The 13,947-nt window shown below is 34.7% G+C and carries 10 protein-coding genes; 1 reads left to right on the top strand and 9 read right to left on the bottom strand.

Annotation, left to right across the window (positions count from 1 at the left end; all coding sequences use genetic code 11):
- Positions 1-103 precede the first annotated feature (103 nt).
- The 4 genes from GFU89_RS22940 to GFU89_RS22925 form a co-directional block, all read right to left on the bottom strand.
- Positions 104-838: an SIMPL domain-containing protein gene (locus GFU89_RS22940; RefSeq protein ID WP_318849340.1), complete on the bottom strand. Its 735-nt coding sequence runs from the start codon at positions 836-838 to the stop codon at positions 104-106.
- A 141-nt stretch (positions 839-979) separates the two neighbouring features.
- Positions 980-1,783 (bottom strand): carboxypeptidase-like regulatory domain-containing protein, encoded by an 804-nt coding sequence (locus GFU89_RS22935; protein ID WP_318849339.1) that lies wholly within the window; start codon positions 1,781-1,783, stop codon positions 980-982.
- A gap of 15 nt (positions 1,784-1,798) precedes the next feature.
- The gene (locus GFU89_RS22930; RefSeq protein WP_318849338.1) at positions 1,799-2,617 is read right to left on the bottom strand and encodes a hypothetical protein; all 819 of its coding nucleotides are present in this window, start codon (positions 2,615-2,617) and stop codon (positions 1,799-1,801) included.
- A complete protein-coding gene (locus GFU89_RS22925; RefSeq protein ID WP_318849337.1) occupies positions 2,618-3,364 on the bottom strand; it encodes a hypothetical protein in 747 nt (248 codons plus the stop codon).
- Between the two features lie 182 nt (positions 3,365-3,546).
- Here GFU89_RS22925 and GFU89_RS22920 point away from each other — a divergent pair, with 182 nt between their 5' ends.
- Positions 3,547-6,687, top strand: a complete 3,141-nt coding sequence (locus GFU89_RS22920; protein WP_318849336.1) for a UvrD-helicase domain-containing protein — start codon at positions 3,547-3,549, stop codon at positions 6,685-6,687.
- Between the two features lie 446 nt (positions 6,688-7,133).
- On the opposite strand, the gene GFU89_RS22915 is transcribed toward GFU89_RS22920, so the two are convergent.
- The 5 genes from GFU89_RS22915 to GFU89_RS22895 form a co-directional block, all read right to left on the bottom strand.
- A complete protein-coding gene (locus GFU89_RS22915; protein ID WP_318849335.1) occupies positions 7,134-7,643 on the bottom strand; it encodes a ferritin in 510 nt (169 codons plus the stop codon).
- Between the two features lie 127 nt (positions 7,644-7,770).
- On the bottom strand, positions 7,771-8,220 hold the full coding sequence (locus GFU89_RS22910) for a hypothetical protein (protein WP_318849334.1): 450 nt from the start codon (positions 8,218-8,220) through the stop codon (positions 7,771-7,773).
- 187 nt (positions 8,221-8,407) lie between these two features.
- On the bottom strand, positions 8,408-9,412 hold the full coding sequence (locus GFU89_RS22905; protein WP_318849333.1) for a hypothetical protein: 1,005 nt from the start codon (positions 9,410-9,412) through the stop codon (positions 8,408-8,410).
- Between the two features lie 139 nt (positions 9,413-9,551).
- Complete coding sequence (locus GFU89_RS22900) at positions 9,552-12,203, bottom strand: 4-alpha-glucanotransferase (RefSeq protein ID WP_318849332.1); 2,652 nt, start codon at positions 12,201-12,203, stop codon at positions 9,552-9,554.
- Positions 12,204-12,329: 126 nt separating this feature from the next.
- Entirely contained in the window at positions 12,330-13,496 is a 1,167-nt protein-coding gene (locus GFU89_RS22895; protein ID WP_318849331.1) for a T9SS type A sorting domain-containing protein, read from the bottom strand.
- Between the last annotated feature and the right edge of the window lie 451 nt (positions 13,497-13,947).

The raw sequence follows: 13,947 nt of genomic DNA, 5'->3' as shown, positions 1-13,947 counted from the left end.
AAACGCCGGAATCTTTCTCCGGCGTTTATTGTTTATTTTTTAACCACAAAAGTTTTAAATACTTAATGTTCTGTAGTCGTGTAAAGTTTAGACAATAGTTCTATTAATTTACTTCGTACTCCAGTTTTATAGTAATACTAGCTTCTTTTTCTTTGGAAGAGGTATTGAATGTTCCGCCATAGGAATAATCTTCATTAGAATTGGGTGCTGTAATCTGGATTACTCCCATTGTTGCTTTCTTCAGATTTCCTAAGCTGCTTCCTGAATTTTCTGCAATTTTTTCAGCACGTTCTTTCGCATCTTTTGTTGCGCTGGCAATCATTTCCTGTTTCACGGTAGCTAGTTTAGTATAAAAATAAGCCGGTGAAGAAGAAGTAAATTCAATTCCACGATTGATAATTTCCGTAATATTTCTGGATAGGTTTTCTATTTTCTCTACTTCTTTGCTTTCAATAGAAACTTTTTGGGTAAGGTTATACCCGGAGAACTCTCCCTGTACATAATTTCCGTTGGCATCGTTATAACTTCTGAACTGTTTTTGAATATCTACAGAAGAAAATACGATCTCTTTCTGCTGTATTCCTTTTGAAAGCAGATAGTCATTAATGACTTTTCTGTCCATCGCCAGCTCATCATAAGCTGATTTAAGATCAAGATTATTTTTGGAAAAACTTCCGGACCAGGTGATCAGATCAGATGTAAACTGTTTTATCCCGAGACCTGTTACGGAAATTGTATTTTCAGCTTTATTTCTGTTTTTAATCGCGTTTCCTAAAAATCCGAGCCCGATTATAAAACCAAGCGCGGCTATAGCTACTGCAAAAATGTTTTTATTCATAAAAATTGTGAATTTGGGTTGTTGTTACACTAAAGATTGTATCAATTACTATTCCAATATTTTAAGATTTTCTTAACATTTTAAAAATGAAGATTAGAAAATAAAACGTATTTAACCTGGATAAATATTTTTCTCTTTAAACTACTTTTCGTTCTCTTTCAATCGTTGTATAAAAAGAGGCACTGTTTCTTCCAACCTCAACATTACGCCTGAAAGATTTCTTGCTTTCACATAGGTTCGTACCTGAGGTTTTGCTAAAAATGAGAACTGAATAAATTCTGAAATTCTGTCAGCTGGAATTCCGGCTTTTACAAAATAATCATCATCTATCCTTTCCCGAATCCAGGCAACATGCTCCTGAAGATCATCATATTTATATTGTCTTTTCTGCCTTCTGGCTTTACCGCTTATCAGATCATACACTCCCTGAACATTCAGATTCCCCAAGAGTATTGGTAAAAGAACACTTTTCACTTCAGCTGGCTTTTCTCTCATTTTTCCCACCGGCTGCGGAAGTCCTACTGCATCCCTTACCTGTTCACCCTTATCTACTTTTGCCACAATCCGTGAATCTGTTTCCAGATCTCCGGTGAGTTTTTTTACAATTTTTACTTCTCCCACATCCCTCGGAATCTGATGCAGAATAATAAATAATGGAGAGTTGATACCATTGGTAAGAACTCTTCTAGATATTCTGTTGAAATCTTCTTTTACAAACCTCAGTTCATCATTAGGATTAGCATCAATAGAAAATATTCCATTGGTATCAGAGTACACTTTTTTGTCGGTAGACATGTTGATGACAATCACTTTACTTAAATCTTCACCAGTTTCATCCACGATCCGTCCAGTCACGGTCTGCTGGGAAAAAATGAGCGTACTGCACAGAATCATAAGGAAAAGAAAAATTTTTCTCTGCCCAGATGTTTCAATATTTTCAGCCATATACCCCAACTTTTATTATTCTTTAGTTCCCTCTAATTTATTCATTTTGCTGTATTCCCCGAATGCTACTTTAAGCTCATATTCTACAACACTTATTTGAAAATCCTTCCTGTATCTTTTTGCCAGTAAACGTGTCTTTTCTGCATAGATAAGAAAAGTATCTATCTGCTCCTCATCCATTCCGTATTTTTTCAGGAAATTTAAATTAATTTCATTTCTTACCCTTCTAAGAAAATCCTGAGTTTCATTGTAATTCGCTTTGGTAATTTTAGGCTTTGTTGTTTTTTTCACCAAACCTGCTACAGCACTCAATACGCCAAGCACATTTACCTGCCCTGCATTAAAATCATGACCCGTAAAAGTTTTTGATAGGGTATTATTCGGCAAAGGCTGAATAAGCGGACTTTTCATATAATCCTCCATATCTGATTTTAATGACTGAATCTTTCTGGATTCATTCAAATGCTGATTGTATTTTGCAAGATTCCCTGTAGGTTTGTACTTTATCCTTACCTCAGGGATCTGAATCTCCATTTTCTTCAGAATAATATTCATTGGAGAATTAAAATCTTCTCCGGTGATTTTTTTATCAGCGCGGTAATATCCTTCTTTGACAAATCTGATCTCATCATTTTCTTTTGCTTCAATTTCAAATTTCCCTGACATATCACTTAACATGCTTTTACCTGCTGAAATATTGACAATGAGCACAGGAGCTACATCCAGATCATTACCCGTAATTACTCTTCCCGATATCTTTTGCTGCGCCCCCAACCCTGAAGCGATACAAAAAGGCACAAGGAATACTGTTTTCCTGATACATACCATCTCCATTTATCTTTGAGTTTGTGGAGCGCGATAAGATGAAATTCTTGTCAGAACAAAACCCTGGAATCTGTTTAGATCCGTATCACTGCAGAATCCGTACTTCAGGATTTTTTTTCTTTCGAAACCTCCCGCAAAAACATAGTAAATAAAATGATCTATCAGTGGTTTTTCTATCTTAAGATTGGTAAAATAATCATCTCCAAGACTTGCTCTGATATACTGCATTAAATCTACATCATCCCATTTGTTTTTCACTTTTCCTATAGAGAATCCCTGTCCTTTTGGCTGTACAAATTCTCCCGGTTTGGCTGCCAATATTCTCGGGTCTGATTTCTGAGCGATATACTGATCTATATCTTTGATGAGTTTTTCAACCTTTTTAGGTTTGTTATATAATTTTGAATCTATTTTCAGGTTTCCGGTAAGGCCTTGTTTCACTTCCACTTCAGGAATCTGAATGGTTTGGCGAACAAGGCTTATATTCATAGGAGATTGTATATTTTCCTGAGAAACTTTTCTCATGAGCCTTTCATATCCGGCTTTTATAAAACGTAATTCATCCCCTTGTCTTCCGGAAATCATAAAATGACCGTCTCTGTTGGAAACTACTATTTCATCAGTCCGGATGTTGATTACATTCACATCCTGCATTTCAGCACCATCTTCAGAAGTAATCCTTCCGAATATATAACTTTGGGCATGGGTATGGATAAAAAAAATAAAGGATAAGAAAAAGAATAGTTTGAGTTTCACTGGCTGTTTTTTATAGAGCAAAGCTAAAATTATTTTTAATGTTTACCATAAGTTTAACCACAGTTAACGCGTTTTAATATTTCTTTTTGATTTTTGCCTTCTAAACTGTTAAATAGCCCGATTAAATTGTTAAATTTTCTTTTAAATTTTAGCTAACTTGCAGTCTCAATTCTCTTTTAACAATGCAAAATTCTTACACAGTCATCAATGCTTCAGCCGGATCCGGGAAAACTTACGCCCTGGTACAAAGGCTTCTGATGATCTGTCTCCGCTATCCTAATCAACAGCAGTCGATCAGGAATATTCTCGCCCTTACTTTTACCAATAAGGCAGCAAACGAGATGAAGGAAAGAATTTTGTCCTGGCTGGGAAATTTTACCGCTAAAGAGTATGCAGAGAATACTGATCTGAAAAATATCCAGAAAGCTTTTGAAGAGCAGGGACTAAAAATTACAATTGATGAGCTTCATCATCGTTCTAAGAAACTACTGGATTATGTTCTCCACAATTATTCCACATTGAATATCGGAACTATTGACCGTTTTAATTCAAGGCTGGTAAGAAGCTTTTCGTATGAATTGGGGCTGGCTAAAAATTTTAATCTTGAAATTGAAGCTGAACCTTATTTGATAGAAGCCGTTGATAAAATGCTGGATCAGATTGGGGAAAATGAAACCATCTCGAATTCTTTCATGGATTATGTAGACTACAGCCTTGAGAATAATGAAAGAATCAATCTTAACAAAAATCTTTATGATTCGGCAAAAGAATTTGTAAAGGATATTCACTATGAACACCTGAAAAGCAATAAAAGTTTTGACGATGCCAATTATGAAAATATAAAGAATACGCTTCGTAAAGAAATTGTTCTCAATAAAAAACAGTCTGCGGAACTTGCTGCCAGCTCTATTGAGTTATTCAAATCCAGAAATATTGATATTGAAGATTTTGCCCAGGGTAAAAACGGAATCGGGGGTTTCTTTACCAAGGTCATAGACTTTTACCAACAGAAAAGAGCCGGATTTCCTTTTCCTACTACTCAGGAAGAATCTGTTATCAACAATTACAGAAAGGGAGCATCTTCAAAATCAAAGCATAAAGAGTCTGAGATTTTTGAGGTTCTTGACCCACTTCTTGATAGCAGAATGAAACTTATCCTTCTGTATATTGAGACTCAAAAGAAAGAGAAAGTATTATCTGCTCTTCTTCCCTTAAAGGTAAATAAGGATATTCAGGATGAACTTCAAAAAATTGAAGAGGAAAATGATCTTGTCCTTCTTTCTAAATTTAATATCCTGATCAATGAAAATCTGAAAAATGAACCTTCTGCTTTTATTTATGAAAAGATAGGCGCACAGTTTCAGCATTATTTCTTTGATGAGTTTCAGGACACGTCTGAACTGCAATGGCAAAATTTTGTCCCGCTGAGAGATCACAGTGTTTCTACGGAGTATACTTCATTTACTTTGGTGGGTGATCCTAAGCAGAGTATTTACAGATTCCGTGGTGGAGAAAGTAAACTGATGCTGGATATTATCAACAAAAAAGAATTTTCACCCAAGGAAGCTGACCTTCTTGTATTAAAGGACAACTGGAGAAGTGCCCGAAATATTGTACAGTTCAACAATGAGCTGTACCGTTTTCATTCTGAAGGACTTTTGGAAGAACATAAGAATATTTTCGGGGAAGATGCTGAACAAAGTCCCAAATCAAAGATTGACGGACGTGTAAAAGTGAATCTGATTGATAATCTTACAAATGAAGAGTTCTACAATGATACTTCCGAGAGGATGAAGAAAGACATCCAGGAATGCCTGGACAATGGTTTCCAGTTTTCTGACATCACGATTCTTTGTCGTGGAAATTTTGATATTTTCAGCTATTCTCAAAAACTGGGAGGTTTAAAGGTTAAGTATCGTGGTGAGGAAACCAATATTAAAACAATTTCCGATAAAGGTCTTACGCTGGAACTATCCAATACGCTAAAGGCTGTCATTGAATTTCTGCGATGGGAAATTAATCATAAGAATAAACATTGTCTGATCATGATGATGTATCATCTGAATACATTAGGAAAAATTCATATGCCTGATTTCACTTTAGGAATGAAAGAAATTCTGGATATTGAGGGACATGAAGAAATACTACAGTTTATTCAGCAAAAGTATGCACTACAGCTTAAGCAGGATAATTTTCCGAGGTTTAATCTCTATAATTTCATCGAATATTACATCAACGAATTTTCTGTTGAAGGTAAAGAGACCGACTTTTTACTGAACTTCCTGGAAATGCTTTTCAACTTCACTCAGAATGCGGGTGCCAGTACAAAAGAGTTTTTGAAATATTGGGATGAGGAAGCTTCTTCTTACACTATCCAGGCTTCAGAAAATATTGATGCGGTCCAGATCATGACCATTCACAAGTCTAAAGGGTTAGAATTCCCTATTGTTTTTATTCCTATGATGAACAAAAACCGGGATAGTGAATTTACCAACTGGTTTGATACGAATGAAAATGAAGCTTTAAAATCTGTCAATATCAATCAGTTCAGTAAGAATCTGGAAGTATATGATGAGGAAATTCTGTTTTTCAACAGTAAAAATTCTTACAAAAATATGATTGACAGATTATGTCTGCAGTATGTTGCTACCACCAGACCTGTTGAACAGCTGTTTTTCTATATTCAGAAAGCCAATAAGACCTCTAATAATCTTGAGCTCCTTGAATTCCTTCAAACAAAGAATCCGGAACAGGCTGATGAGTTTGATGTGTATGAAGTGAAGCCTGAAATGCTGAAAAAACATTCGAAAGATAAAAGTTCATCTTTTAAAACCCAGAATATTCAGGATCTGAAGAATGTCAATGAAAAAAGTACTTCTATCAAGATTGCTACGCCGTCTAAAAACTATCAGGTAAGAAATGAAAAGGTAAGAATCGGGCTATTTGTTCATGAGCTTTTATCAAAGATCAATACAGAAAAGGATATTTCCAAAGTGCTGGAAGGATATGCGCTGGAAGGACAGATTACGCTGGAGGAAAAAAACGAAATACAGCTCACTTTAGAAGAAATCGTGAAAACTTATGCAGAATTCTTTGATGAAAAATGGGAAGTGATCAACGAGAAAGATATTATGATCTCTGAAAATGGGGAAAGTCATATATTCAGGCCTGACCGTATTTTAAAAGGTGAGGAAGGGTATATCATTGTTGATTTTAAGACTGGTGAGCAGAAAGCCAAGGATGAGGCACAGGTAGAAGGGTATAAAAATATACTTGAACGTCTAGGTAAAAAAGTTCTCAAGACTCAGATTATCTATCTATAAATTATCGAATCCCAACCTTATCAAAAGATTAACATATAAATTCTTATAAAAACGCTTCAAAATAGAAAAGGTTTTATTATTTTTATTAATAATAAATAGCATTTGATCTGCCATTTTATTTTGATACAACCATGAAAATATATTTAATTTCCTGTGTTATAAGCCTGATCATCATGTCAGTCTCCACAGTAGCCAGCTATAATATTATTAATTATATAGATCCACCTGTCACGCAAGATGACCATCGATATATGCCTACTGAAAACATTGCAAAATCTTTGTTCCTCAGTTTTGTATTGGGAGCAATAGTTTTTATTACTGTTGTGAGGATACAGAGGCAAAAGCTAAGAAGGTAATTCTTCTCGTTTTATGTATTTCTCTTATATAAAAAAACAAAAACCGCTATTCCATTGGAGAGCGGTTTTATATTTTGAGAAGTTTCAGTTTTAAGCTATTGTAGCAGGAACAAATACTCTCTGAGACAATTCCTGGTCAAAAAGGTATAGTGCTGATGGATTATCGCATACCATTTTGATTTTCGTTACGTATTGAGAAGCGCTGGCTTCTTCTTCTACCTGTTCGTTGATAAACCACTGCATGAATGACGTTGTTGCAAAATCTCCCTCATCATTTGCATTTTTCACAATATTGAAAATACTTTTAGTAACTATTTTCTCATGTGCCAATGCTTTCTCAAAAATATCTGTTGCATTTTCGAACTCATGTGGAGGTTTTGGAATTTCTCCGATGATAATTTCCCCGCCTACATCATTCAGATAATCAAACATTTTATCTGCGTGCATCAATTCTTCTTTGCTTTGTACTCTGAAATAGTTGGCAATTCCATCCAGATCTTTTCCAGAAAACCATGCAGACATTGAAAGATAATATTGAGCGGCGTATTGTTCGTGGGCAATTTGTTCGTTAATTAATTTTGCAATTTTTTCGCTTACCATAAGTATTAAATTTATAGTCAAAAATAGGGAATAAAAGCCCGAAATCAAAAGTTTTAAAGAAAATTAATACAAAAAGGATGGAGAAACATCCATCCTTAACACATTAAAAAACTAAAATTACAGGCTGTTATTTTACATCAGCAGCTCCCGTATTCATAGGCTTTTTCATCATTTTTCTTTCTTTCATTGCCATCTTCATTTTCTCTGCTTTTGCTTTTCTATCAGCCTGCCATTTATCATATTGTTCAGGGTTTAGAATTTTTTTCATATCAGCATCCATTTGTGCTCTTTTGGCTTGCATCTCCTGCATCTTAAGTTGTCTATCTCCTTTATTTTTCTCGAACTCAGCTTTCCTTTCAGCATTTTTTTTGTCCTGAAGGGCTTTTACCTGAGCTACCTGAGACGGGTTCAGATTAAGGTCTTTTTGCATTTCTGCAAGACGTTCCTGCTGTTTCTGTTCCATTTTCTGCTTCATTTCAACGGCTCTTGCCTGTCTGTCTTGTGGAGTTGTAGTTTGTTGTGCCATTGCAAAACTTCCCATTCCGATAAATGCTATTGCTAAAACTAATTTTTTCATCTTTTTAAAATTTAATTAATTGTTATTTTGTTATTATACCTTTTTGATTATTAATTAAAACACAAGTTAAATTAACATATTCATAAATAATGTTAAACTTTAACAAAAACAAATCAATAAACAAACAAAAAAAAGGACAGATTATAAAAACCTGTCCTTCACACCACTTAAATATAATATATGAAAATTAATTCTTTACTAAGCTTCCTCTAAAGCCTCCATTATTACCACGGTTCTGTTGGCTTGGCGCTGAGCTTTCAGATCTTTGTCTGCCTCCGCCGTTGTTACCTCTAAATCCACCATTATCTTCTCTTTTGGGAGCATCTCTTCTCACTTCACTGTTTCCTCTGAAACCGCCTCCATTACTGCTTCTGAAACCTCCATTATTTTCTGTACTATTTCTGGCTCCTCCATTGTCTGAGTTTCCTCTGAATCCTCCTCCATTATTACTTCTGAAACCTCCGTTATTGTCTGAGTTTCCTCTATTCCCGTTATTAGTGCTTCTAAATCCTCCATTATTATCACGGAAACCACCTGAGTTTTCGGTTCTCGTATTTCTGAAACCATTTCCCCCTCTGTTGTCTCTTCTCACGATATCAAAAGTAGGGTTATCCATTCTGCGGAACCTTGATCTGTCTACTCTGTAAATATTGATATTGATATTTCTATATCTTGGCATTACAGTATATCTCGGTCCATAATACGATCTTCTGTAATTCTGGAAATATATAACCGGGCTTGAGCCTCTGTAATAGTTATTTTGGAAAACAACAAATACTCTCGGTCCTACAATTCTTTCTAATGCATAAAACCTATCATAATACCATCTGTCCGGATTATATCGGTAGAAATTATCCCAAGCTGTAAAACTTGCATACAGATTATTAAGTCTCATGATCTGGTCTACCTGCCAGCGGCTTAATCTGTTCTGTACAAAAAATCCGTTCCAGTCGATATTAACAATACTTCCTCTGTAGTCGTTATAATAGCTTTGATAATAATCACTTGGATAATAATCCTGAGGATAATTGTAATAATAATCGTCTGGGAAATAATTTCTGTCATCTTCGTCGCTGTAATAGCCTTCACCATTCTGATAATAACCATCATCACCCCAACCATTGTTCGGATACTGCTGAGCCGACGTCAAAACGCCCAACCCAAAAGCTAATCCTAAAAATATTTTTTTCATCTCTATAGTCGTTATTTGGTTAATATATAGCAGAATATCTTAATTCTATCTTTTTGATACAAATAAAAAAAAGAAGTTAAATCCTAAGATCAAACTTCTTTTAAATTATTAATAACTAATTGATAATCAATTGTTAAATTTACATTCTTCCACTATCTTTTATCCAAAAAGCAATTTTTGCATTGAAGGATTCTTTCTTTTTAAGGTCTTCCAGATTTATATGCATTCTGTAGCGCCAATAGTGTGGGAAAACCGCAGGATTATTAATTCTTTCATTATCCATTTTCTTATTGGTAAGCTCTGCATCTGTTGCCAGAAATTCCTGAATCGGGAAAATAGCCAGCATAGCATCGTTATATAAATGCTGCTTCATAATGATCTCCGCAAGATGAGGATTCAGATCTGCGGGAGCCTTTCCATACTGTATCAACTGCTGGTTGAAATATTTTTGAGTAAGAGTAGGATCTTCTTTCCACCATTGTCTCAGGGTTGAGCTGTCATGTGAAGATGCTGTCACTACATTCATATAGTTTGCATTCTTAGGATTATAAAACGGAATATTTTCAGAAGGCATTCGCTGCACTTTCAAAGCAATGATGGCTAATTCGTCCATGACAACCGGTACACATGCAGGAACCATTCCCAGATCTTCTCCGCAGATCAGCATTTTGGTAGCATTCAGGATAACAGGAAGTTTTTCCATTGCTTTTTCAGACCAAAGATGATCCTGTCTTCTGAAAAAATAGTCGTGATAGAGGTCATAAATACTTTTCTGCTCCAATTCCGGAAGATATTTGTAAGACTCAGTATTGTATACATTAAACCTTGGATGGTAAACTGTTTTCCCATTTCTCTCTTCTGCTAAAAACAAAACATTAGCACATAGAGAAATCAATTGTTCTTCAAGCGCACCATATGATTTTTTCTTAAAGAAATTAACCAGTTTTCTCTGGGTATCAAATTCTTCTTTGAATGCATAGGTACCGTTAGCATTACGATTCATAAATTCGAGGGCTTTCCCACTATCTTTTCCAAAGTACTCCCATAATACCTCATTGTTGATAAAAGGCTTACAATACCTGTCAAAATTAAACGGAATCTGCCAGGCCTTAAATTCCTCCGCAACAATAGGAACAGCCGGATAAAAGTATCCTAAAATCCCTTGCACAGCAGAAACAGGCATTCTCCATATTCTGAAGAAACCTAAAATATGGTCGATCCTCATAGCATCAAAATACTGTTCCAATGCTTTGAATCTGTTTTTCCACCATCTATAGTCATCTGCTTTCATAGCTTCCCAATTGTAAGTAGGGAATTCCCAGTTCTGTCCGAGTTCTGTAAATTGATCAGGAGGTGCACCAGCCTGAAAATCCATTCCGAATAATTCCGGTTCTGTCCAGGCTTCTACGGAGTATCTATAAATTCCGATTGGAAGATCTCCCTTCAACGAAACTCCCAGGTTATGGGTGTAATCAACAGCATCTTTCAGCTGAATATGTAATTGATACTGTACCCAGGCATGAAGCATTGAGATATCGTAATCTTTGTTTTTCGTTGTAAAAAACTGTAAGATCTTTCCTGCAATATATTTTTTGTGAGTTTTCCACTCGTTGAAATTGGGTGTTTTATATTTGTCTCTCAATACGCAGAATGCAGAATAAGGAATAAGCCAATATTCATTATCCTTTAAGAATTTTTTGAAATTCCTGTCTTTATAGATTTTATCTTTTTCTGCATAGAAAACAGCGGTAAGATATTTCCATTTACCTTCGATCATTTTTTCATAATCAATCAGATCCAAGGCATTTAATCTCTCTTTTTCAGATGAATAAGATTCAACTAATTCCTTCGGTAAAGAATAGTCAAGCTTTTCTATAGAGATATATTGTGGATGCAGAGCGTATACAGATACTGCTGCATAAGGGTATGAATCTGTCCAGGAATAATTCGCTGTTGTATCATTAATCGGAAGAATCTGAATAATACCCAGATTCGTTTCTTTTGTCCAGTCTGCCAGTTTTTTAATGTCCGAGAATTCTCCTACACCGAAGCCGTCTTCGCTTCTCAAAGAGAATACGGGAACAGCAACTCCGGCATCATGATACATCTGATATCCTTTAAATCTAAAATAATGATTGGAAACAATCTGCAAAACATCACTTAATGGATTAGCAACCGTAAATCTGTTCTCTCCGGTTTCTACATCAATAACTCTGTTTTCTTTGGTATCGTAAATACAGTATTTGAACTGGATAAATTCATTCTCTGGAATTTCAACAGAAGCTTCCCACATTCCAAAATCTGTCTGATGTAAATGAATAACTTTTTCATAACTCCAGTTTCCTAAAGATGCAGTACTTCCAAAAAGTACAATCCTCCAATCCGGGTTATAAATAGGAGCTTCTATTCTGAATAAATGGGTATGCTTTTTTAGAGCTGTTATTTTTTCGGGAACAAAATCATGCAGCTTATTGTAAAGAATTTTGTTGTTTAAATAGTTTTCAGGGAAATTTTTATTATTCCATTCGTCAAAAATTACAAATTCCTTATAATTATGTGGAAAACTAAGATGATGCGGAACAAATTCCTCTCTTAATACATTGCCTTTTTCATCTGCTACGCGGTATAGATAAGAAATAGATTTTGAGAAATTGTCTACTTCACATTTCCATATCCCATTCTCTGCAGAAAACATAGTATGGATGTGCACTGCAGTTCCCTCTTCACCAATTACCAACTGCAAATTTTCACCAGCCTTTACAATATAACCTACATTAAAGTATAGTTTCATCTATATTTTTTTATAAAAGTACATTTTAATATCGAAAAATAAAATTTATTGAATATCAAATAATCATTAAAAGACCTTCTCAAAATGATTTGAAAAGGTCTTTATATTTGTAATCAAGTTTCGTAATTATCTTATTACGAGAATTTTCTTATTGAATATTGCTTTTCCCGATTCATCAGTAATATTTACAATATAGGCCCCAACCACTAATCCTTTAAGATATACTTTCTCATCCAGCGAAGTATCTTTCACAGATAAATTCTGAGTCATCACATTTTTACCTGACATGTCGAAGATATTCAGCTTAATATTACCTTTTATATTCTTATTAACATGAACGTTGATATAATGTTCATCTACCTTAGTTGGATAAACATCCAGATTCGTTGTCAGGATATTAATATTAGAACCTTTATCATTAGCAAAATACTTACTTGCCAAATCATAAATATGTAATCCTTGCTCTCCTGGAAGTTGTTTTGCCTGTAAAGTTGCCAGATCTACCTCATATAAGGCCGCTCCTTTTGCACTTGCTATTACAACTTTCCCCTGAGCATTTACAGCGGATCCATTAACAGAATAATTATCAGGAATTCCAGTAATTTTACCAATAAACTTAGCTTTTAACTCTTTTGTCAGAACTTTGAAAACATTTCCTGAAGCAGCGAAAACATAGAAGTTATTATCTGTATCAGCAATCATATCGCCACCAAAACCAGTTTCCATAGCGGTAAAAGAATTTCTACCATTAGAAGAATCATCTTTAATGATCCCAAGATCATTCACAACATATTGTCCACTTTTTTTATTAATTTCCAAAAATTGTGTGCCGGCATTATTCACAGCATAGATACTTCCATTATACCCTGTTGTCATTCTTGTAATATGAGAATTGATATCACACGATGATACTCTTGCAATACTATTTTCTACCAATGTAATCTCCTTCGTCTGAGGATTCAAAACATAGATATTAGAAGAAAACATGGGCATATATACCAGATTATTATTCGAAGAATCATAGGCCAGGGCAGCCATAGTTATTGCTTGAGAGCTACTGTAGGAGTTTTTGTCTTCCGCTACAATACTTCTTCTAGCCTGTGAAAATACTTTTGCTGAAGAATCGGCTGTAAAAACTTTCTCTCCGGAAGTTCCATTAGCCACATCAATGGTACGAAAATCATTGAAAGTAATACTTTGAGTTTCTTTTCCTGTAATCGCAAAGAAATCCTGCTGTGCTTGTACAGTCATACCGAAAAACAGTAAAAATAAAGGGAATAAATGTTTTTTCATGCTATATATTTTTAGATTCGTAATCATATTGATATTACTAAGTTACACAATTTTCAAGTTAAAAAACAAAAAATCCCGGGTAATTGAATAAAGTTGATAATAAATTAATGAATATACAGCTTTACATGTGTTATTATCATTGATGAATGATCGGGATCCCGGGTTCGGGGTTAGGCGTTGCAAGTATTTAAATTCTAAGATCTAATATCCCCAATTATGTCATTCCGTAGGAATCCAGCCATATTGATGAGAGTGCAAAGGATTCAAAGGAATACTACAGAGTTTTTTAATACTTAAATGATTTGATAATCTTAGATATACTTGATGATAGAATAGAATTTAAAATGTATTGTTTAGACTCCTGCGGAGTGACATGTGCTATCAATGATCAGTGATGAATGATAAGTGATCTCTGGTATTAGATGGCAACAGGAACAATTATTCATTGTTT

It is taken from the genome of Chryseobacterium sp. JV558, assembly GCF_033712365.1.
Lineage (GTDB): Bacteria > Bacteroidota > Bacteroidia > Flavobacteriales > Weeksellaceae > Chryseobacterium.
Note: the sequence above shows the minus strand (reverse complement) of the source record. Positions and strands in the feature narration are given on the sequence as shown.